Origin of the sequence: Desulfolutivibrio sp. (assembly GCF_036584575.1) — a bacterium.
In the GTDB taxonomy this organism is placed as follows: domain Bacteria; phylum Desulfobacterota; class Desulfovibrionia; order Desulfovibrionales; family Desulfovibrionaceae; genus Desulfolutivibrio.
Window position 1 is genome coordinate 1 of record NZ_JAZHDB010000001.1, and the last position, 22,281, is coordinate 22,281.

Genomic DNA, 22,281 nt, shown 5'->3' on the forward strand with positions numbered 1-22,281 from the left:
GGGTTGATGATCTTTGCCGGGTCGAACGGAAGCTTGCCGTTGCTGGTTTCGACAAGCGCCGTAGAGACGCCAATACGCACCCCACCACGGAGGAATACATGTTGAACCGTTCACTCGCCGCCCCCATCATCGCCATCCTGGCGGCGCTGCTCCTTGCCGCGCCGGCCCTGGCCCAGGGCGCGAAGAAATTTGCCGTGATCCCGTTCTCCTACAACGGTCCCCAAAAATACGCCTATTTCCCCAAGGCGTTCCCCTTCGATCCCTTTTAGCCTCCCCAAGTCGTTGCCGAGGCCTGCCCCGAAAACGTCAAACGGCCTGGAGTCCGCCAATCCGGAATCCAGGCCGCCGTATTTCATGGCCATGTCCCATGCGCCGTGCGCCGGGCGCGGCCTGCCGATCAAGGCGCGGGAGGGCCCGCCGCGTCCACGGCTGGGAGCGGCTTCTCCGCCTCGCCCATGCCCGCCGCCAACCGCTGCCGGGTATATTCCTCCACGGGCAGATACCGCGTATCCGTGACCATGAGCGCCACCCGGGACCAGGCCGCCAGGCTCACCGGCGCGCCCGCCGCAGCCGAGACCCGGTTTTCGACCTCCCTCACCTCCGCCGGGGTGATGAGCCGCGTGCCCACGATCTCGGCCCTAGCCAAATAGCCCTGCCCATCATGCACCACGTCCATGGCGGTGACGAACATCTCCGGCAGCCCGGCCAGGGCCGTGCGCAGATCCCCGGCCACGGCCTCGGACGGTGCGTCCTTCGGGCCGAAATGGGCCCGGCCGAAGAGGATACGGCCATCCGCCGCCACGTCCTCCGGGGTCTGGCACCGGGCCAGAAGCCGGATATCGGACTCGCCCAGCCGGTCGCGCAATGTTTTCTCCATCCCGCCGATCTCCGAGGGAATCAAGGTACGCGGACTCTGCATGGTGGCCAGGATGACCGGCTCCCCGGCCATATGCACCAGGTCCACGTCCAAAAGCAGAATCTGCGGCATGGCGGACACTATCTCCCGCAAGGTCTGCTCGGCCAATTGCAACCGCTTCACGTCGGCCGGGGCCTTGTCCGTGAACAGGGCGCCGTCCAGGGACGGGGCGGCCACCATGGCCGCGCCGCCAGGAGGGAAAATGTCCTTGTTGAGGATGCAGCGCACGGCCAGCCGCACGTCTTTTCCCAGGCTATCGCTCACGGCCTTTTCCATCTCCGCCACCTGCGCCGGTTCGAGATACCTGGGCGTGCGCACCACGGCCAGGACATCCACGCCCTGGCCCATGTCCTTGCGTTGCATGGAGGCCAGGGACACGTTGGGATCGTCGGCCAAGGCGCGTTCGATGGCGGCCCGGGTCTGGTCGTCCTGGCGGTGGTCGGCGAGGATGGAGGCCAGGGTGCTGGTCAGATAGGCCGACACGAGCAGGAACCCGAGCACGGCCAGGGCCATGTTCCCGGCCACGCGCCGCACCCCGCCCCCCGCCCCATGGCCCTTGGCCAACCCGGCGGCCAGGAAGGTCAGGGCCGACACCAGAAGGATGGCCACGAAGTTGGCGAAAAACAACAAAAAAGCGCCCAAGGCCCCCTGGTTGGCCCCGGAGGCCAGGCACAGGCCACAGGTGGCCAGGGGCGGCACGATGGCCGTGGCGATGGCCACTCCGGGCAGAGCCGGACTGATGCGGTCGTCCACCATGGCCAGGGTTCCGGCGAATCCGGCGAAGACCGCCACCAGCAGGTCGAGCAGGGTGGGCTGGGTGCGGGCCAGCATCTCCGGGGTGACCTCGGTCATCACCGGCAAAAGCCCGAAAAGCGCCCCGAAGGCCACGGCCAGGGCCATGCCCGATATCTCGGCCCGGATGGACTTGCCCATAAGCCCGGCATCCCCGCGAATCATGCCCAGGGAGATGCCGAAGATGGGGGACATGAGCGGCGAAACCAACATGGCCCCGATGATCACCGCCGGGCTGTTGGCCACCAGCCCCAGGCTGGCGATGAGGGCGGCCGTGGCGATCAGCGCGTAGAACCCGGCCCCGGGGGTTGACCCCCGGGTGATGTCCGCCACGATGCCGTCGGCCTTGTCGTCGGTCACGCGAAAACGGCGTAAAGACGCCGCAAGGGATCCATCCATCACGCTGCCCTCCGGGGGATTCCTGGCCGGGAAGCCGTCCCGCGCCGCTGTGTCGCCCCGTGACGACGACGCGGGCTACGGGATGTTCCCGATTCTCTGTACGGCAATCCGGGGCCGGAGGAAAGCCCGGGCGCGTTTTCGAAGCGGGCTGTGCAGCCGCCAGGGCCGCGGCGGTGCAGCCGCCGTCCGTAAGGCCGCGTCCACATATTCGGCGGCAAACGTCGGGTCTTGCAGCCGCGCCGTCATCATATCATCGTGACACGAAGGGATTTCCTTGCTCCATGGTCGAATCCTTCATTCACGTACATCTTGTGCCTCCCCCAATGTTGATAATTTTCCTTGTCTGTCAGAGCAAAGTTTCATAGTTAAATGAAGTGGTGCTGAAATAATATATGGATTTCCCTGCTGAATATGCCATATCGGCAATCAATAAAAGTGGTTAGCCACGTTCATGGGCTGGATGGAGAAAGCGTCACCGCCTGGATCGATGTGAGTTGGCATAAAAAGGGTATTTTACGGATATCGCTGTGTGATTTATATTTCAGTCCTTATGTCTGTAACATTTGATTTGGTGACTGATGAAGGCTACTGGCCATGTCGTGCGAGGCTCTGTTGTGTTTCTGGCATTCCTGTCCCTGGCCTTGGGCGGTATGATGTACATTGCGCTTCGTCAAGATACGCCTGTTTTCGCTGTTTTTTTGGCTGATATCGGATTTGAAGGCTGGATCGCCGCGTTTCGGCGGACGTTCGCATCTTTTCGGAAAATTCTTCCTGACGTGCTCCTGTATTCGGCGCCGAACGCCTTTTGGTCTTTTTCGTATACGCTGATCATGATGGACATATGGTGGCAGGACACATCCCGGGCGAGGCATTTCTGGCTGGCAACCACCCCCGTCGTTGTTTTTGGATGGGAGCTTCTGCAATATCGGCGTCTTGCGCCTGGAACAGGTTGCCCTGAAGATCTGATCTTTTCCTTTCTTGGTCTTTCGGCAGGCTTTCTCATGATCGTATACTTGAAGAGGAGGACATATGCGAATGGAAATAACTAAAAACAGTATATCGTTTATTGTTCTTTCCCTTTTTGTATGCTTCTCTTTCGCTTCAATGTCGACCACAAGATCTTATAAAATAGACAGTGAAACTGGAGAAAGAAAAGTATTATCTAAACACAAAACAAATGAACTTATCCAAGAACAGGCGAAAGGGTTTCCCGATGACGCCGGACGATGGACTGGAGAGGTGGAGAAAACGCAGCCGACAACGAACAAGGAACCGACGTATATCGTAGAGACATGGGCTGGAGTCTTTATGCCCGAACGGCACGGGCCGACGTATTATTATGATAAGAACAAGCAGCTTCTATATACGGAGCATTACAATCAAAATCGACTCGTTTGGAGCACCAAGCCCAAGTCCGCTCTCCCGGCGACGGCATTTCCCAGACAGGGAGAGGCTGCCGACGGATTCACGAAAACCTTCCTCATGCTTGAAAATACCCGGCCGTGGTACGTCACGAAGGTCGACAAGTTCGGGTTTTCCAGAACGCAACTCCATGCCTTCACCGCAGAACTGGAGCCCTTGATTGCCGCGCAACACCCCAGGAACAAAGAAGAATTCACTGACGCGTTTTATGATGCCCTGGAAGATCTTTTCCAGCGAAGCGAATATGCGCTTTTCAAGGATATCTACACCTTCTTCCGCGAGGAGGGAGGCATCGAGAACTCGAAAAACTTTGAGATACGTCTGGCGGAACTGGGGCGGTATCGGGGACAAGGGGCGTCGACGTATGCGGTGCTTACCGCATCCTATACGGCGTTCATCCAGAAGATGGCGGGCATGGGGGTCGACGCCACGGCCCTGAAGAATTTCACCGACGACCTCGACGCCCGGATGATCGCAAAGGGTCCGCTGGACATCAACGATCCGCTGTTTGACCACGCGGTGGACACCCGCATGGAAGAGGTCTTCACGGAAATGGACCAAAGCGAGCATCAAGCCATGTTCTCGGCCCTGAACGTCATCCTCACGGACTATTTCAACCAGGGCGAGCCCTTGCTGCTGGCGGCCGAGGATGCGTATTTCAGGAACATCCCCGCCTCCGTCTACATGCTGCTGCTTTTTGGGAACTGACGCGCGCCGCTCTTTTTCCGCTTCCCGGCGCGTGATTCCGCCGTCCATCGACGGCGCCCGGGGGGATGCCCGGTACGGTTATACGCGACGCGGACCTTGCTGCACGGTGTTGAATCGTGATGTGGCGGGAGAGGGATTCGATCTTAGGTGTCAAATTGTTGAAATTAAACATTTTATAACAAAAATTCAACAAACATTGCCCCCAAAGTTGCCCCCACTTATGCCCCCTGCGCTAGCACACTTCCTAGCCCGAAGCCGAGCCCCCCGCGTCCACCATTTCCATGCGGACGGCCATAGAGTTTCCCTCAATCGCTCTTACCAGCTTTACCTGCCTTCGCCCAAAGCCGCGAGGATGGGCTCTCTGCGGCTTCAAGCAACTTGGACTAACCATGGCCTCGAAACCGCAAACGGCCCTTATTTCCGGCTCCAACGAAAACCACCACGTCAGCAGGTGACTTTTCAAAAAATAACAATCCCCTTTTCGAAATTCAAGACCGATTACTCGACGATACCTAAGCTATGTTTTCGCTTACAACGCCCGTCGCTCCACCACCTCCACCCTCGCCCGCCTTTCACCCTCCAGCTTCTCCGCCTGCCAGTCCCGATACCACCTCTCCCATTCCTTTATGTCCTTCGGCTCCGGCGGCATGCCCGACAGGCCGATGTTGTTCTGAACCAGCGTCGTCGCCCCCCGCATCGGCTCCTGGGCCTGCTGGTCCCGCCAGCCGAAGTTGTTTTTCAAATCAAAAATCTGCCCCGCCACCACACCTTGTCCTTGAACAAGCTGCCGCGCCCGCTGCCCCTCGATCCGCAGTTTCGCCCTTTTTATCGTGTCCATATATTCAGGTTTGCATGAGTAATTGAGAAGTGACTGCCTGGACGTGAAGCCCAGGGCCAACGCCAAATCCGGGATCGTGTACGGCCAACCCTTCTCGTCCGCCATGGTAAAATACGCATCTATCACCTCCTGCATCTCCTCGACGGAAGAATAGTACGGAGGCCTCCCCGCGCCCCTTGAGTCCTCGTGTTTATCTTCATTGCACATTATTTCGCCACTTCTCTGACATGAGATTTCTTTGTTTTTATTTTGGATTTGAATCTCCGATTCAAGTTCTTTTATGCGTTCTTTGAGTTCGTGTATTGTTTGCATTCTGCCCTCCGTATAAATCAATATTTCATTCTGAACGCTTTGTGTCAATATAGATTTATCTTCATAATTACATTACACATGGAAAGAAAATAAAGAGGACCCAAAACATGATTATCCCCCCCCGTGGCGTGGGAGCTTGAATGGAAAGAATAATGAAAAATCAAGACAGGAAAGATCAATGTTATTAAAAGTATGCGTTGTCTATGGAGATAGTTGGGGATGCGTCGTTGATGGGTAAATAATTTGAGGAGGATATTATGAACAAGGTGACTCTCATCGGAAGGCTCGGCGCACAACCACGTGGGGGAAGTATCAACGGTACAACATTCAGTAATTTTTCCATTGCGACGCATGAACATTACAAGGACATGTTCGGGAACAGGATGGAGAGAACGACGTGGCACCGGATCGTGGTCTTTGGCCGGGCGGCCCAATTCGCCAACGACTACCTCGACAAGGGGCGAAGCGTCCTGATCGAGGGCCGGATGAACTACCGTCAGTACCAGGGCCGCGATGGCATGAATCGTGTGGTCGCGGAGGTCGTCGCCCGTCAGGTCCGGGCGCTCGATGCCAGGAGCAAGTCTGGCGGGGAGGGCGACCACGGTACTGCCGCGACGGGACACATGCTTCACTAACCCACGGAGGGCGCCATGAAGAAAGACGCTGATTGGGACGAGGAGGTTCGTTTTCTGGCCAGGCAGTGGCAACCCGCCGTCGAAGTGCAGGTGCTGGAATTCTACGCCCAGCGCCGCAGGCGGACCCGGGCCAAGCTCGCCTTCGTTGACACCTACGAGCGCTACTTTCTGAACCCCGGTCCCGAGGGGCTTGCGCCATGAACGTGAGCCCAGCCGTGCCGAGACAGGACAACCCCGGTTCCCAGGAATCGGGGTTTTCGCATTTTTGGGGGGATCGGCCCCCGGCCGCGACGCCAACGGCCTTCTTCTCCGGGCTTTTGAGCAGCCGGGCCGTGTCCCGGGTCATCCGGCTGATGCATGGGCCACAGCGGCCCGCGCGGGAAGACCGGCGTCTCATCAACTTAGGCCTGGCCAGGACAACGCTGGGCAAAACAGTCGCCACCGAGGCGGCAAGGAGGTGCTTTTTCATGAACAGGTACGAGGTCAGACAGGGGGACGGCTACCACGGAACCGCATGGGTCATGGAAATCGAGGCCGACACCATGGCCGAGGCCGTCAGGGTGGTGCGGGCAAGGGTCATCGCCCGGGTGGACGACGACCTCCGGCGGCAGCTCGTGGAGGCCGGAGATGAGAATTTCCGGCAGTTCGCCGTCTACCCCACACGGACCTGGAGCGATTGGGACATCTCGCCGCTGATCATCGAGGTCATCTTACTGGATGACACCGTTTCCATCGCCTCGCGTACCCACGCGTCACACGAAATTCAAAATATCCGCCGCTAGGCAAGGAGAAATCAATGCTTCTCGCGTTCACGTTGTTCTGCATTTTCTACATTGTGGTCATCTGGCTCTTGATCCGCCGGTAACAGCGTAACGACCTGAACGCGCAAAAGGCCGCTAGGAGAAATCCCGGCGGCTTTTTGCGTTTCTAAGGAGGAAAACATGTCTGGACAACTTCCCATTTATGAATTGGTCACTGCGCGCATCGTCGACATGCTTGAAGCTGGCGTCGTGCCGTGGCGCAAGCCGTGGAATGACGGGGTCGCGACGGCATTCCCCATGAACATGGTCAGCAAGCGGGAATACAGGGGGATCAACATCTTTCTGCTCATGGCCATGGGCAGAAGTTCCCGGTTTTGGCTTTCGTTCAAGCAGGCCAAGGAACGGGGCGGTCATGTCCGCAAGGGCGAGAGGGGCACGCCGGTCATTTTTTGGAAACGCCACGAGACCGAGGACAGGCAGACCGGGGAAAAGAAGTCGGTGCCGATCCTGCGGTATTACACGGTATTCAACCTGGACCAGATCGACGGCATCGAGACCCCGGACGCGCCGGAGATGGTGAACCATGCTTTCGAGCCCATTGATGCCGCCGCGCGGATCATGGAGGCCATGCCCAAGCGGCCCGAGATCATCCACGCCGAACCGAGGGCCTTCTACCGCCCGTCAACCGACACCGTGAACCTGCCCCGCCCGGGGCTCTTTGCGCAACCCAAGGAGTATTACAGCACGGCCTTCCACGAACTGGTTCACGCCACCGGGCACGGCTCCCGCCTCGCCCGGCGTCCGTCCTCGGAAATCCGTCACTTCGGGGACCGGGAGTATTCCCAGGAAGAGCTTGTGGCCGAGATGGGGTCGGCCTTTCTGTGCGCCAAGGCCCGGATCGAGCAGGCCGTAATCGAAAACCAGGCCGCGTATATCGGCGGCTGGCTCAATGTCCTCAAGGGCTCCCCAAAGATGGTGGTTTATGCCGCCGCCCAGGCCCAGCGCGCCGCTGACTTCATCCTTGACGTCACGCCCGGCGAGTCCGCCGAATAGCTCCCGTCCTCAGCTTTTGCCCACACCGCCCACGACGATGAGGCCCCCTTCCGGCAGGGGGCTTCGTCGTGTTCGGGCATCTGGGAGAACCCCATCCGTCCGTTAATGCTCTCTTATCGGACGCATTCTCAGGAGAAAATCATGTCTGAAATCATTGCCTCCACAACCGCTTCCCTGGCCCATATCGACCTGGAGACCCAGGAACGCGTCCGGCAGATTCTCGATGCCGGGACCGCCGCCAACACCCGCCGGGCCTACCAGGGAGACCTGCGATACTTCTGGGCCTGGGCACGGCTGGCGCTTGGCCTGCCCGAGGCCTACCCGGTCCCGCCTGCTGCCGTGGTCCGGTTTGTCACCGACCATCTGGAGGGCCTGCCCGAGCATGTGGACGCTGCCCTGGTCGACGAGGGGGCCAAGGCCCGCCATGGCGTGCACAGTCTGGCCACCCTCTCCCGGCGTTTGGCCGCGTTATCCGTGGCCCATGAGGCGCAGGGGCTGGAGAACCCTGTCCGGATGCCCCAGATTCGTTCCCTGTTGGCCGCCGCGCGTCGGGCCAGGGCACGGCAGGGCCAAGGGGCAAAGAAGAAGCTGGCGGCCACACTGGACGTCCTGGAGGCTATGCTGGCCACCTGCGGGGATGACATGCGCGGCGTCCGGGACCGGGCGCTTTTGCTTTTCGCCTTCGCCTCCGGTGGCCGTCGTCGCAGCGAGGTCGCCGGGGCCAGGGTCGAGAACCTGACCATCGTGCCGGGCGGCTACCTGTACCGCATCCCTTGGTCAAAAACCGACCAGGAGGGCGCTGGCCGAGATGTGCCCGTTCTTGGGCGGGCGGCCAGGGCTTTGATCGTGTGGCTCGACGCCGCCTCCATTCGAGAGGGATGCCTTTTTCGGGCCATCGCCCGCGACGGTACGGTCGCTGCGTCGCTCTCAGGCCGGGGTGTCGCCCGGATCGTCAAGGCCAGGGCCGGGAAAGCTGGCCTTGATTCTGGCCTCTTCGGAGCCCACAGCCTGCGCAGCGGCTTTGTGACCGAGGCCGGGCGCAAGGGCGTGTCCAGGCAGGAGGCCATGGCCATGACCGGCCACAGGTCGGGGACGGTGTTTGACGGGTATTTTCAGGTGGGAGAGTTGATGCGGTCTGATGCAGCGAGATTGACTGAAGGGGAAGAACTTCATGCTAATCGAGGACCAGAACTTCCTCGGCAAAGTGCCCCCCCGATTCGCAGGCTGTGCCAGAGGGATGCAAGCTAACTCCCTGTAAGAAAAGATGTTTTTTGTTCCGTGGCAGTCGTTTGACGCGCCACTCGATCTTGGCGGCCTCTGCTCTATTGCTCACCGCGACGCTTGCGGCCAGCTCAACAGGCCTCCTCGAACGTGTATACCGCGCGCCACCAGCCAACATGCCGTTATGCTCCTTGAGCCTCCTGGCGATATCCCTGGTGATCCCGCAATACAATGTCCCGTCGGAGCATTCGAGCAAGTAGACAAACCATGGGCAGGCGTCTGTCATCTCACATCCCATCCGAAGCCTCTTTCGTTCAGGAAAGAAGCATTTCAAGGTTTTCACGTGTCAGCGAGCCGACCATCGACGTGGCGCCGTCTTCCAAGATGGCAGCCAGTTCCCGCTTCTCCTTCTGGAGTTCGAGCACCTTCTCGTCAATGCTGCCTTCCGAGACGAACCTGTAGGCGATGACTTTCTTCTCCTGTCCGATGCGGTGGGCGCGGTCAACGGCTTGGCTTTCAACCGCCGGATTCCACCACGGGTCCAGGAGAAAGACATAATCTGCGGCGGTCAGGTTCAGGCCCATGCCCCCCGCCTTCAGGCTTATGCAAAAGACCGGGGGGCCGGAGGGGCTTTGGAAAGCGGCCACGCGTTGTTCGCGGACTTTCGCCGGGGTGCGTCCATCCAGATATTCGTAGGATATGCCTTCCACCTCCAGCCTCTTGCGAATGAGCGCCAGGAATCGGGTGAACTGGGAAAACACCAGGGCCTTATGCCCCCCCTCCGCCACTTCCTGAAGCAGGCGGACGAGTTCCTCGAGTTTGCCCGACCCGGCGTCGTCCGCTCCCACCAGCCCCGGGTGGCAGGCGGCTTGGCGCAACCGGAGAAGCCCCTCCAGCACCTTGATCTTCGAGCGGTTAAGGCCGACTTCATCCACGGCCCGAAGAATCTCGCTCCGATAGTGTTCCCGAAGCCGGACATAGCAGGCCCGCTGTTCTTTGGTCATTTCGCAACGGACAAGCGACTCCTGCTTCTCGGGAAGATCTGCGGCGACACCCTCCTTGGTGCGACGCAGGACAAACGGCTTGATAAGGCGCTGCAAAAGTTCCCTGGAGGTCTGATCGCCCTGGGATACGGGCTTCGCGAACCGGGCATCGAAACTGGAACGTGAGCCGAGCATGTTACGGTTTAAAAAATGCATCTGTGACCAGAGATCGTCCAGCCTGTTTTCCAAGGGCGTTCCGGTCATGCACAGGCGGTGTTCGGCAGGCAGCGTGCGCGCAGCCCTGGCAGTCTGGGAATCCGGGTTCTTGATCGCCTGACTTTCGTCGAGAATCAGGCACCGCCAAAGCATCTTGCTCAGAACCTCCACATCCCGGCGCAGCAGACAGTATGTGGTCAAGACCAGATCGGATTCCTGGAAGGATTTGGCCTGATTCGCCCGGTCCAGCCCGGCATATGTTAGAACGCGCAGGTCTGGTGAAAAGCGATTCGCCTCATTGCGCCAGTTGAAAAGGAGGGATGTGGGGGCGACGACCAGCGACGGCCCGGTTGCGCCGCGCTCTTTTTCCAGGATGAGCCACGCCAGCACCTGAACTGTCTTGCCCAGGCCCATGTCATCGGCCAGGATGCCTCCAAAACCGAAGATTTTCAGGAAATCCAACCAGCCGAGGGATTCGAGCTGGTAAGGCCGAAGCTTTCCGTCCAGGCCGGAGGGTGGGGGCGGGAGCGAAATGCTGGAAAAATCTTTCATGCGACGAAGACGCTGCGAGAAGTCGCGATCCATGGAGACGGCCGGGTCTTCGAGCAGCTCGCCCAAAAGCGGGGCATGGGCAGTATGGAAGCGCAGCACCGTATCCTTCGCCCTCTCAGATGTGGCCATGGACAAACCCGTTGCATGGGCGGACAGCCAGTCCTCCGGCAGTACGCCGGTCATCCCGCCTGGGAGGTCCAAGGTCTTCTCGCCCCGTAGAAAGGCGCGAACCGCCGTGGGCAGGGGCACGATCACGTCCCCGAAGGCCATCCCGCCCTCGAGGTCGAACCAATCCAGCCCGCTGGCCACCCGGATCGAGGAAACCGCCCCAGCGACAAGGGTTTTCCCCTCCCGACTCCGGATACTCCAGCCGTCTTCGACCAAGGGAGCCAAAGCGCCAAGCATATGCCACGCGGACGCCTGAAACATATATGAGCCCTCGGCGCTGGCGGCAAAACCGGCCTGGATCAATCGATCCTCCAACTGCTGCTCCACTTCTGGGAGACGGTCGATACGGGTCCAGGCTTCCATGTCGAGAACCGAGGGTCGGTTGTCGCCAAAAGGTATCTCCGAACCGGCGTAGTCCAGCCAGAGACTTGCGACGTGTCCGTCCTCGCGGGCCTCGATCTCCAATCGAGGCTTCGGCCGCACGTCGGGCAGGCTCTTTGGCCCCATGTCCTCGGGCAATTCCAACTGTGGCGACGATCCGTCTCCCGCCATCTGGAACACCGCTTTGAAGTCCTCCTTTGGCACCCGGACCTTGTGATGGAGTTTCCGGATTCGTTGCACCCAGTGCAGGTCAGGCCCGGGCAGGGAATGGAGATGCCCGTCGACAATGAAGTACAGGGGCTTGGCCTCTAGGAATACGGGAATTTGCGAACAGGGAAGCGACGCTTCGCCCAGACGGACATGGGGAACGTATTCCAGGTCCGGTCGCTTTTTTGCCAGCGAGGCCTTGACGAGGCGAAACTCCAGGCTTCCTTCGAAAGGGTCACCCCGTTTCAAGGGAGTAGCGATGGGTTGCCCATTCAAGGCGACATGACAGCGGTCTGTGACGGCCAAAAGCGGAAGCAGGCGCGTCAACGTGACTGAGTCGAGCGGGTAGTCTTCGAAAGCCTGAGGGCGAAAAAAGCCGCCCCACCTGTCGTAGGGAAAATCATCTCGGGAGGTGAGAAAAAGCATGGCCTCAAGAATGGACCGATCCGTATCCGAAAGGTCAGCGTCTCTCAGGAGCTGCGAAGTCGCCGCCTTGACCTGCTTGCTGAGCCCGCCATTCTTCAGGATGCCCTGCCGCAAGGCCGACAACATGATCTTGCCCTTGCGGATGGCGAGTTCGTACCGCAGCATGTACGTGCGATTGGGAGCATCCCCCCGGCTTTCCTGATCCGAGTTTGCGTGTGAAGGGAAAAGCAGGTCACGCCAGGAAGAATCGGTCTTGCCTGATGCCCCAGGGAGTGCGGAGGGCTGGGCCTTCATGGACGCGTCGGCTGCCAGAATGGCCGCCCAAATGTGCTTGCAAAGATAGCCTCGACGAAAATGCGGGCACTCGCATGACACCCTGGCGGACGCCCCGGACTTTCCGTCCTGGACAAGCTCGACACGGTACTCTTTCGAGCCTTTCACCCTTGCGGTAATCCCCGTCGGGCCGACCGTCGTGAGCGCCACCCGGCCGAGATGAAAGTACCGCTCCCCTCTCCTGCGTATCGTGAGCGGGAACATATGCTCGTAGCGGGCTTCCAGAGTTGCTTTCTGTGGCGTGAAGGGCGGTTGGCGCATGGAGTGGACTTAGAACCTGATTTTGATACATGAAGGGGTGCTCTTTCAGCCGCCGCTAGAGCAGAACCACTATCCCGATCATGATGACGAGGCCCCGGCAGAGGCATGTGGCCAATAGGCGCATGTTCAGCCCCATTTGGTCTTGTCGTGAAGGCCCCGCTTGCCAAGTTCACGGCTTTTGAAGCGGTCGAAGTCGAACTGCCCGGGCACACTTCCCCCGTCATGTCGCCTGCCGCTGCCCACGAACAGGGCGACGAGGAGAAGCAGGGCGACGCCAGCGCCGATGATTGCGAACCATTCCATGGGGGGCATGGTTACCAGATCGCCGTCGTGTGTGTCATGCGCCTTCCCTCAATACCCCCACGCCTCATGCCGCACCGGCAATCGGTTGAGTTGCTCACGATAGAGACGCCACTTGGGCATAAACTGATCCATGATCGCCACAAAGCGTGCGTTGTGCGTGGGTTCGAGAAGATGCGCCATCTCGTGCACCACGACATACTCCAGACAGATTTTCGGTTTTTTGGCGAGTTCCGTGTTGAGGCGGATACTGCACGACTCCGGGTTGCAACTCCCCCAGCGTGTTTTCATCCGCTGCACAAAAAATCGTCTTACGCGGACCTCAAGCCGCTTTTCCCAGACTTTGATCAATGGTGTGGCGACGGCCTTGATCTGACCACGATACCAGCTTTCAACGATTTCCTGGCGCTTTGCCTCACTGGTTTGGGGCCGGACGCACAGCAGTAAGCGTTGCGGGGCCAGTTCAACGCGCGGAGCGACATCCTCTTCAACAATTTTCATCAGATAACGCTTGCCCCAGAGGTAGTGGCTCTCCCGCTCCAGGTATTCCCGCTGGGTTTCCCGCTCCTGTTCCCGAAGCGCCCTCTGCTGCCTTTTGATCCAGTCGAGCTTGGAAATGGTGAAGACCCGGATCGTATCCAGGCTCATTCGAGATGGGGCCGCCACGCGCACCTTGCCGTCCGGAGGATAGACACTCAGGTGGATGTTCTTGATGTCTTTCAGGACGACATCCACCTCGATCTCACCAAGGGAAAATTGCGTGACCATCAATACTCGCCCTGGGCCTTGATGATGAGAAAAACCCGCTCCACCTCGGCCGCGTCATCGTTAAGGACCGGCAGCAAAGCCCCCTTGATGATGTTCTCCTTGACCTGGTTTCCCCTCCAGCCATCAGGCCTCGCCGCGTTGACAGCCGAATCCACCCGCAAAGCCAGTTCCTCGTCGTGGCCGAGATTATTGTAAAGCGCCCTTTTGCCAGGCGAGTCCATCCGTTTTGGAATATTCGAGTCGTGTCCCTTCTGAACTTTCTTGACCAGATCGGCGATACGTTCCAGGTACTTCTCGTATTCAAGAGCCTTGGCCTTGCGGGCCGCAATAATTTCATCCAGGAGCGCGGACATCTTTTCAAAAAATTCAGGATCGCTCAGATGTTCCTTGATGATCTTTTTGCGGACGTTATTTTCGATGGTCTCCGCAACGGCATTTTTGTCGGATTTTCCCCCACCAAGGCGTTCACCTATGGCTGCGGCGATTCCTGTCTTTACGATCAGGTCCAAAAGTCCCAAGTTGTCGAAGGGCGAGATTCGGCGGGGTTCCTCGGCCTCGATATAGGTATCGATCAGGTGCCGCATGTCGGCTTCATAGGCCTTCAGGTCGATTTCCTCACCGCTGGCCTTGCGGATCGTGTCCCTGACATTCAGATAATGCTTGATCTGCCCTTTGATGCGCTCGATGTCCGCCGTCGTATATCCGGCCTCCTCCATCTCGTCAGAGATGTTGGCATAGGATCGCACCAGGGCCACGGCGGCCGTGTACAGGGCGGCCCGCCGGGGTTCGCGTTCCTGAAGATCATTCGAAATTTCAGTATTACCGCAAAAATAGTGAATATATTGCAGTTCACCCTTGGGCGGTTCTACAGGTTCGCAAAGCAGGATGATGGCCTCAAGGGCGCTCTCCAGCCGTTCCTTGCCGTTTTTCAGTCGGTCTTTGAGCAGAATTTCCGAATCGACCCCGCCGTCGACATGATCCAATTCCGAGGTATAGACCGCGATGGCATTTTCAACCTTCCGGAAAAGGTCCTTGTAGTCCACGATGTAGCCGAAATCTTTGTCCTCGCCGTCCAGCCGGTTGGTGCGGCAGATGGCCTGGAAAAGCCCGTGGTCCTGCATGGACTGGTCGAGATACAGGTAGGTGCAGGACGGCGCGTCAAAACCCGTCAGCAGTTTGTCCACCACCACCAGCAGCTTCATATTGGCCGGTTCCCGGACAAAAAGGTCCTTGGCGCGTTCCTCGTATGCCTCTGTCCGGGTCATGTTCGGTCTGCCTTCCACTCCCTTGAGCAACTCCTCGTAGGTGTCGCGAATGAACTGCTTGTCGGTCTCGGTGTTGGCCCCGGTCTCCTCGGTGGTCACATCCTTTGCCCGGGGATTGAAAGAGGTCACGACCGCGCATTTGCCCTTGAAGGGGGTCTTCTGGAGCAGGCTGAAATACTTGCAGGCCTCGTAGATGCTGGAGGCCACCAGGATGGCGTTGCCCCGCTCGTTTGACAGCCTGGGCTTCACGCCGAAGTCGAAGGTGATGTCGCTTATCACCCGCTCCATCCTGGACCTGGAGCTGAGCACGTTTTTCATCGTGCCCCACTGCTTTTTGAGCTCGTCCTTCTGCCACGCGTTGAGGCCCCTGGTCTTGGCCTCGAACCAGGCATCGATTTTTTCATCGGAGACGATCCACTGGTCGATGTCTCGGGCCTCGTAGACCAGATCGAGCACGACGCCATCCTCGACGCCCTCATCGAACTTGTAGGTGTGGATGTAGCCGCCGAACACCTCCAGGCTGGTTTGCCTGTCCTTTTTCAGAAGCGGCGTGCCGGTGAAGCCGATGAACACCGCGTTGGGCATCATGGCCTTCATCACCTTGTGCAGCCTTCCGGACTGGGTCCGGTGGCACTCGTCCACGAACACGAAGACCTCGCCCACGGTCTGGCTCGGCTGGGCCTGGAGGTCCTTGATGAACGCGTCGAAATCGTTCACGTCCCGACGGCCGAACTTGTGGACCAGGGAGCACAACAAGCGCGGCGTGGCCTGCCCCAGTTGGGCCATCAGGTCACGGCCGCTGCTGGTGCGCGTAATGGATTCCCCGGCGTCCGTGAACACGCGTTCGATCTGCTTATCCAACTCGTCGCGGTCGGTGATGATGGCCACCCGGGCATGGGGATTGTTTTCCAGAATCCACTTGGCCAAAAGCACCATGACAATGCTCTTGCCGCTGCCCTGGGTGTGCCAGATGATGCCGCCCCTGCGCTCGCGCACATGTTTTTGCGCGGCCTTGATGCCGAAATACTGGTGGGCGCGGGGTAGCTTTTTCCTGCCGCCGTCGAAAAGTACGAAGTCGTGCATCAGTTCGAGCAAGCGGTCCTTGCGGCACATCTTCAGGAGGTACTTGTCGAGCTTGTAGCGGCTGTCGTCCTCTTCGTCCTCCTTCCATTTCAGGAAATATTTCTCCGGAGTGCCGACCGTGCCGTAGCGCATGCCCTCGGAGTCGTTCCCGGCGAAGACAAACTGCACCGTGCTGAAGAACCAAGCATTGAACTCGGGAAGCTGGTTGGAAAGATTCTGGCGGATGCCCTCACCGATGGACACCCGGCTGTTTTTGAGCTCCAGCACGCCCACGGCGATGCCGTTCACGTACAGGACGATGTCCGGCCTGCGGATCAAGTTGCCTTTGAGGGTCACCTCCTCGGCGATGGCGAAATCATTGAGATGCGGTTTTTCCCAGTCGATCAGGCGGATGGTCTCGGTGGGTCTGGCTACGTCGGGTCTTACCGGCACGCCGAAGCGCAGCAGGCTATAGACCGCCTTGTTGTTGGCGTAGAGATCGCGTCCGTGGTGGTTGGCCTCGGTGAGGAGTTTTTGCGTGGCCGCGTTGATCTGTTCGGGCGTATGGCCGCATCGGGTCAGGTAGGCCTCAAGCTGGCCCATCTCGATATTGCTGTTCCCCTCACGGTCGGAAAAATCTCCCAGGTAGCGATAGCCCAACTCGTCCCGGAACAGGGCGATGACCCGGTCCTGGGTGACTCGTTCAGGTTTTCCGATTCCGGTCATACGTCACTCCGGTTTCTTGGCGAGGTTTTCACGAATCGTTTTGCCCAGGGCCGTCAGCCTGTACCGCTGCCTGCTGCTTTTGGGCTTGTCAGGGATGGTCATCTCGATCAATCCAGTTTCGACAGCCGGGACCAGATACACCCTCCGAAAGCTTACCGGATCACGCAACCCCAAGGCTGCTTGCAGTTCACTCCGCTTCATCTCGCCATGCATGGCCAGGACAACTTGGCGGACTTCGGGGGTGACTTGATGGGTCACTTGATGGGTGACTTGATGGGTCACTTGATGGGTGACTTGATGGGTCACTTGATGGGTCACTTCCCGGGCATCTTCCCTGCCAACTTCCCGGGTGACTTCCCGGGTGGCGGGCACGGGCCTGCGCCACAGGGTGACCGTGAAGCCGTCGGAGACCGAAAACGCCGGTTCCGGAAGGCCCGCCCCGCGACAGCGCCGGATCATGTCGCCGGTTCCCGTGCCCATGCGTTCGATGTAGCGGGCCAGATACAGGGGTTCGGCCAGAAGCGGGTTGCCGGGGACCGATCCGTGGGCCTGACGCAGTTTCTCCAGGGTCAGGGACGGCGGCAGGGTTCCGGGGTTCCAGACCTCCAGCCGGTCGGCGAAGAGCATGACCTGCACGCTGCCCGTGCTGGTGTAGTCGCGGTGGGCCACGGCGTTGACCACGGCCTCGGCCACGGCGTCCCGGGGAATCTCATACTCCACCGGGGCCTCGGGACCGGCCTCGCGAGTGCCGACGCGCAGGTTGATTTTGGAAAGGACGAAGTCCACGGCCTGATCCACCAGATCGAAGACCGTGCCCTTGTAGACCTGATAGGACGGGATGGGCTTGGCGACCTCGACCCCATGGAAGTGGGCGCACTTCACCTCGGAGGAGAGCAAGAACCGCTGCGGCTGCCGCCCGAAAAGCAGCATGGCCGCATGGCTTGGCGCATTGCCGACGAGAAGGTTGAGGTGCGTGAGGAGTTCCCCGGCCGTGGCCTCCTCGGGCAGGGGGAAATTCCGGGCCGTACGGGCGCGCCGGATGAAAAGGCGCATGCGGTCCTCGTCCAGGTCCGCCAGGGTGGCCCGGAGGCAGGGCGAGGCGTCGAAGGGGCCGCTTCGGATAAGCTCCTTGTCTTCCAGGTACTGGACCAGGGCGGCGTAGACCCCGGAAATAAGTTCCGGCGCGGCCGTGAAGCTGCGCCGCACGAGTTGGCTCTCGGCCTGCCGGATCAGGGCCAGCATCTTGGGGTTGCGGCTGGCCGGGTCGGCGCTCTTGATGAAGATCAGGCGGGGCTTGCGGGACAGCGTGGCCTGATCGAACTCGCGATGGGTGGGGGAGACGCCCTGGGCGTCTTCAAAGCCGTACTCCAGGCCGAAGAGGCCGAGGTAGATGTCGCAGGCCGCGACCTCGTCCAGGTAGACGTGATCGGCGCGCCGGTCGGCGGCCGGGAGGTCCTCGAAAAGAAACGGGGCGAAGAAGCGCCGCATCAGCGGATCGCCGGTTAAGAAAGTGCGCAGCGCGGCGCGCTCGGCGGCGAATTCCTTTTGGACGCTGCTGATGAAGACGCGGAGGGGGTTCATACGAGTCTGATCCGGCCGGTGAGGAGTTCTTGCATCATGCCACGTTTGTGCTGGATGAATTTCGAAAGCTTCGCATCAAGTGCGGTTATCTCAGTGTCCATATCGGACAGGGCGGAGCCGATTGCTGTTTGTTCATCTTTACTAGTAGGTATGAATACTTGAAAATCTTCAACACTGCTTGGCTTCAAATTATTAATGCTTGATCCGGCAAGAATGATTGAAATGTGATCGCGGTATTTACTCGTCTGAAATAAATTAAAGACGAAGTCTGAGTCTGTAATACTTACATCTGGACGAAAGCATGCCATAAACGCACCGAATGTATACTTAAGTCCATCACTGTTCAAGAACTGACCGGCTTTTCCAACAAGATCACGACTTCCATTCGCCATACAGATTAGGACATCTTTCGTTCGCAATATCTGGTCTGACGACACTCTTTTCGAATCGACATATTGCATATCCAAGAAAATAACTTTTGCTTCCTGGACATTATTAGACCGAAGCAAGCGTATTGTACTCGATTTGTCAAAAATCGAGAGATCAGCAATTGGGTTGTAGCTGACTCCACGGTGGCATCTACCTAAATCACCTAATCGTTTCACTTCCCATTCCCCACTAAACCCAGGCAGTCGCCTCTTGCCAGTCAGCAACTCCTGCATCGCCCCCTGCTTGATGTTCCGCTTTTTGACGATGAGTTGCTCCAGGGATTCAATGAGGGCATCGACGTCGGAGAGGGCTGTGGCGATGGCTTCTTGTTCTTGAAGAGATGGATATGGTAGTTTAAGTCTTGACAAATCCTTGCAACTGATTACGGGTTGAGCCCCCTCTTTCTGAGCATCCAAAATTTGTTTTTTTGCAAAACCACTCTGTAGGCATGCCTTACCATAACCAGAAGAACATACGTCTCTACTTAATGATATTCTGCCTGTACTTCTGGATAAAACAGCACCACTCAACCAACATGGAACTTCAGCAACTTGCCCTATACCTGCTCCAACAATAGTTAGTATTAAGTCTGATCGTTTAACTTTTGCATTATTATATTGACGTTCAATTTCACGCCCAACTCTGTGCATATTTGCTTCATCTACCCAACCTCTGGAGTAATCCTGACTCCTAACCATTAAACAACCAGAACGATCATACCCACCCGGTTGCACTATTCCATATCGAATACTCCGAGAAGGCTCGACAAGCTGCTCTAATTCAACGACTTCCCAATCCTCCGGAATCACCCCAACCTCCGTCATCTTGTACCCGGGCTTCACATCCATGCGAACCCCATCCTCTTCAAATGCCCGCTCACCCGCGCCTCCAACTCCTTCACCTTCTCCGCCACCAGCGGCAGCGGCGTCTCATACCGCTGCGCCAGTTCTTTGACCCGCTGCGTGAGCGACTGACTCACCCGGTCCATCTCGCCATGGACGGCCTCGCCCAGGGCGGCCAGCCATTTGTCGTCGACCACGAGCGTCTTCACCTCGTCCTCGGTGAGCTTGGGATATTTGGCGTAGGCCAGGGCGTCCAGGTTCGCCTCGGCGTCCTTGAGACTTTTTTTCAGATCCGACTCCTGGTCATTGAGCTTTTTCCACGCCTTCAAGACGGCGGCCTCCTCCCTGGCCTCCTTGTCGCCCTTGATCTCCTTGAGCCGGGCGGCCACATTGGCCTTGGACACCTTTCCTTCATTGCCCCCCTTGCCTTCCTCCCGCAAGTCCGTGAAAAAACCGTCCTCGCCGCCGTTCTCCTCCTCCAATTCGGCCCTGCGGGCGCTGACGCCATCCAGTTCGCCCGAAAGATTGTCCACGGCCTGCTGCTCCCTCACGAAAAACCGCGCCACCACCAGCGCCTTGGGAACCAGATCGCACACCCAGCCCTTGTCCTTCTCCCTGCCCTGCTTGTTCTTGACGATGATGCGGCTGGTTTCGGCCTTCCAGCCGCCGTCGGTCAGCAGGTAGCAATCGTCCTGCATGGTTGCGGCCCAATAGTCCATGAGATGCTGGTAGACCGCGTAGGGGTCGACAAGCGGCTTCCCGTCGTAATGGCCAAGCAGCCCCTCGGACAGTTCGACGATGAGCGGCTTGGGATGGAAGCCCGGCGCAAGGGCCTTGAGCCTGGCGCTGGCCGTGGCCCGCCAGGTCTCGAAATGGGCGTTCATGTCTGCGGTAAACGCGACGAACTGGGGATGGTCGTAGATGGCGGACTTGATGGCCGCCTTGTCCACGGCCAAGTCCACGTAGCCGGGGCGGTTGTCCGTAAAAAGGGCCTGCCTGAGAAGCGGGCACACGTCCCAGTACCGCCCGAGGGCCTCCACGTCGGCGACCGGGATGCCGCCATGCAGATGGGCCTCGATGTCCTGGAGGTCCTCGGCCTGTCGGCTGTCGATGTAGCGCGGCAGATTCAGATTCAAGTCGTTTTTCTCGATCTCATCCAGGGAGACCATGCGCGAATACCCCGGAATCTCCAGCCGTCTGGTGAACACGTCCACGATCTTGTGGATGTCCCGTTCACGCAGGCGGTTCTTGGGGCCGTCCTTCATGAACCCGGAGCTGGCGTCGATCATGAAGACGCCCTTGCGGGCGTGCGCCTGTTCCTTGTCCACCACCACGACGCAGGCAGGGATGCCCGTGCCGTAAAACAGGTTCGCGGGCAGCCCGATGATGCCCTTGAGGTAGCCCTTGCGGACCAGCGCCCTGCGGATGTCGGCCTCGGCGTTGCCCCGAAAGAGCACGCCATGCGGCAGGATGCACGCGCCCTTGCCCGTGCTTTTCAGCGAACGCACGATGTGCAGAAGATAGGCGTAATCGCCCTGCTTGGCGGGCGGCGTGCCGAAGGACTCGAACCGGCCATGGGGGTCGTGCAGCGGGTCGAGGCCCGTGCTCCAGCGCTTGTCGCTGAAGGGCGGATTGGCCACCACGAAATCGAAGGTCTTGAGGACGCCGCCGTCCTTGAAGCGCGGCGCGGCCAGGGTGTTGCCCTGGACGATCTCGGCGGTGGGGTTGTTATGCAGGATCATGTTCATGCGGGCCAGACCGCTGGTGGCGGCGTCCTTCTCCTGGCCGTAGAGGGTAACCGGCGTTGTGGCCGCGTCGGCCACTTTCAAAAGCAGCGATCCCGAGCCGCAGGTGGGGTCGTAGACCGTCGTGAGGTTGGAGGTTTTGGCCTCCCGGATGCCAAGAATACTGGCCATGATTCGGCTGACTTCGGCGGGCGTGTAGAACTGGCCCTTGCTCTTGCCGCTCTCCGTGGCGAAATGACGCATGAGATATTCGTAGGCGTCGCCAAGGATGTCATCGCCGTCGGCGCGGTTTTTGGAGAAGTCGAGGGCCTTGTTTTCGAAGATGGCGATGAGGTTGGTGAGCTTGTCCACCTTCTCCTTTCCGGTGCCGAGCTTGGTGGCGTCGTCAAAGTCCGGCATGTCGGAAAGCTTGTTGGCCTCGGCCAGGGGGGCGATGATCTTCTTGTTGATCTGGTCGCCGATGTCCGACTTGCCTTTAAGGGCCACCATGTCCGCGAAGCTTGCGCCTGCGGGGATTTCGATGGGCGCGAAGGGCATCCCGGCGTATTTGTCGCTGACGTATTTGATAAAGAGCAGGACCAGCACATAGTCTTTGTACTGGCTGGCGTCCATGCCGCCGCGCAATTCGTCGCACGACTGCCAGATGGAGGAATACAGTTCGGATTTCTTCAAGGCCACGCGGATTCACCTACGGTTTTTGGGGTTGAAGGAAAAGCGTCGGACACGTCGGATCGCCGCCAAACAGACGCCGCCAGAACGAAATCCCTGTCCGCCATAAAGGAAGACCAAGCACCTCGGCCGCAGGAGACTCCGGACCCAGGGCAACCACATCGGGCCGACGACCCTGCACACTATGTTCATGGAGGCCAGAAAGCAACGCAGGAGGGGACCGCCAAGGATCAGGCTGTTGGAAGGAAGCCACGTGGAGAAACATCACCATGGCGGGCGTCACATCCCCGCAGCCAACCACGCCTCTTTC

General features: G+C 59.1%; 18 protein-coding genes and 1 pseudogene. 8 read left to right on the forward strand and 11 right to left on the reverse strand.

Annotated features, from left to right (window positions below):
- A partial coding sequence (locus V3572_RS00005; RefSeq protein WP_332108909.1) for a hypothetical protein occupies window positions 1–269 on the forward strand: 269 nt, incomplete at its 5' end.
- A gap of 128 nt (window positions 270–397) precedes the next feature.
- On the opposite strand, the gene V3572_RS00010 is transcribed toward V3572_RS00005, so the two are convergent.
- A complete protein-coding gene (locus tag V3572_RS00010; protein ID WP_332108910.1) occupies window positions 398–2,107 on the reverse strand; it encodes a DUF389 domain-containing protein in 1,710 nt (569 codons plus the stop codon).
- 578 nt (window positions 2,108–2,685) lie between these two features.
- Here V3572_RS00010 and V3572_RS00015 point away from each other — a divergent pair.
- On the forward strand, window positions 2,686–3,156 hold the full coding sequence (locus tag V3572_RS00015; protein ID WP_332108911.1) for a hypothetical protein: 471 nt from the start codon (window positions 2,686–2,688) through the stop codon (window positions 3,154–3,156).
- 259 nt (window positions 3,157–3,415) lie between these two features.
- Window positions 3,416–4,237: a hypothetical protein gene (locus tag V3572_RS00020; protein WP_332108912.1), complete on the forward strand. Its 822-nt coding sequence runs from the start codon at window positions 3,416–3,418 to the stop codon at window positions 4,235–4,237.
- A gap of 529 nt (window positions 4,238–4,766) precedes the next feature.
- On the opposite strand, the gene V3572_RS00025 is transcribed toward V3572_RS00020, so the two are convergent.
- Window positions 4,767–5,387, reverse strand: a complete 621-nt coding sequence (locus tag V3572_RS00025) for a terminase small subunit (RefSeq protein WP_332108913.1) — start codon at window positions 5,385–5,387, stop codon at window positions 4,767–4,769.
- A 257-nt stretch (window positions 5,388–5,644) separates the two neighbouring features.
- Here V3572_RS00025 and V3572_RS00030 point away from each other — a divergent pair, with 257 nt between their 5' ends.
- From V3572_RS00030 to V3572_RS00050, 5 genes are all read left to right on the forward strand, one after another.
- Window positions 5,645–6,022, forward strand: coding sequence for a single-stranded DNA-binding protein (locus tag V3572_RS00030; RefSeq protein WP_332108914.1), 378 nt, complete (start codon window positions 5,645–5,647; stop codon window positions 6,020–6,022).
- A gap of 15 nt (window positions 6,023–6,037) precedes the next feature.
- On the forward strand, window positions 6,038–6,223 hold the full coding sequence (locus V3572_RS00035; protein ID WP_332108915.1) for a hypothetical protein: 186 nt from the start codon (window positions 6,038–6,040) through the stop codon (window positions 6,221–6,223).
- Between the two features lie 266 nt (window positions 6,224–6,489).
- The gene (locus V3572_RS00040) at window positions 6,490–6,804 is read left to right on the forward strand and encodes a hypothetical protein (protein WP_332108916.1); all 315 of its coding nucleotides are present in this window, start codon (window positions 6,490–6,492) and stop codon (window positions 6,802–6,804) included.
- 159 nt (window positions 6,805–6,963) lie between these two features.
- Entirely contained in the window at window positions 6,964–7,836 is an 873-nt protein-coding gene (locus V3572_RS00045) for an ArdC family protein (protein WP_332108917.1), read from the forward strand.
- A gap of 141 nt (window positions 7,837–7,977) precedes the next feature.
- Window positions 7,978–9,084 carry a site-specific integrase gene (locus V3572_RS00050; RefSeq protein WP_332108918.1) on the forward strand — a complete coding sequence of 369 codons (1,107 nt, stop codon included), beginning with the start codon at window positions 7,978–7,980 and terminating at the stop codon, window positions 9,082–9,084.
- On the opposite strand, the gene V3572_RS00055 is transcribed toward V3572_RS00050, so the two are convergent.
- From V3572_RS00055 to V3572_RS00090, 9 genes and pseudogenes are all read right to left on the reverse strand, one after another.
- Window positions 9,011–9,355 carry a GIY-YIG nuclease family protein gene (locus tag V3572_RS00055; protein ID WP_332108934.1) on the reverse strand — a complete coding sequence of 115 codons (345 nt, stop codon included), beginning with the start codon at window positions 9,353–9,355 and terminating at the stop codon, window positions 9,011–9,013. The genes V3572_RS00050 and V3572_RS00055 overlap by 74 nt on opposite strands.
- A 16-nt stretch (window positions 9,356–9,371) precedes the next feature.
- On the reverse strand, window positions 9,372–12,155 hold the full coding sequence (locus tag V3572_RS00060) for a DEAD/DEAH box helicase (RefSeq protein ID WP_332108919.1): 2,784 nt from the start codon (window positions 12,153–12,155) through the stop codon (window positions 9,372–9,374).
- A gap of 150 nt (window positions 12,156–12,305) precedes the next feature.
- Window positions 12,306–12,584, reverse strand: a pseudogene (locus V3572_RS17770) (SWIM zinc finger family protein); the annotation flags it as partial.
- A 126-nt stretch (window positions 12,585–12,710) separates the two neighbouring features.
- Window positions 12,711–12,896, reverse strand: a complete 186-nt coding sequence (locus tag V3572_RS00065) for a hypothetical protein (protein WP_332108920.1) — start codon at window positions 12,894–12,896, stop codon at window positions 12,711–12,713.
- A gap of 39 nt (window positions 12,897–12,935) precedes the next feature.
- Window positions 12,936–13,652 (reverse strand): M48 family metallopeptidase, encoded by a 717-nt coding sequence (locus tag V3572_RS00070; RefSeq protein WP_332108921.1) that lies wholly within the window; start codon window positions 13,650–13,652, stop codon window positions 12,936–12,938.
- A complete protein-coding gene (locus V3572_RS00075) occupies window positions 13,652–16,705 on the reverse strand; it encodes a type I restriction endonuclease subunit R (RefSeq protein WP_332108922.1) in 3,054 nt (1,017 codons plus the stop codon). Before V3572_RS00075 ends, V3572_RS00070 begins: the two co-directional genes overlap by 1 nt.
- Before the next feature lie 3 nt (window positions 16,706–16,708).
- Window positions 16,709–18,286 (reverse strand): Fic family protein, encoded by a 1,578-nt coding sequence (locus V3572_RS00080; RefSeq protein WP_332108923.1) that lies wholly within the window; start codon window positions 18,284–18,286, stop codon window positions 16,709–16,711.
- Window positions 18,283–19,563 (reverse strand): restriction endonuclease subunit S, encoded by a 1,281-nt coding sequence (locus V3572_RS00085; protein WP_332108924.1) that lies wholly within the window; start codon window positions 19,561–19,563, stop codon window positions 18,283–18,285. The genes V3572_RS00080 and V3572_RS00085 overlap by 4 nt, the downstream gene beginning before the upstream one ends.
- Window positions 19,554–21,980, reverse strand: a complete 2,427-nt coding sequence (locus V3572_RS00090; RefSeq protein ID WP_332108925.1) for a type I restriction-modification system subunit M — start codon at window positions 21,978–21,980, stop codon at window positions 19,554–19,556. The genes V3572_RS00085 and V3572_RS00090 overlap by 10 nt, the downstream gene beginning before the upstream one ends.
- Between the last annotated feature and the right edge of the window lie 301 nt (window positions 21,981–22,281).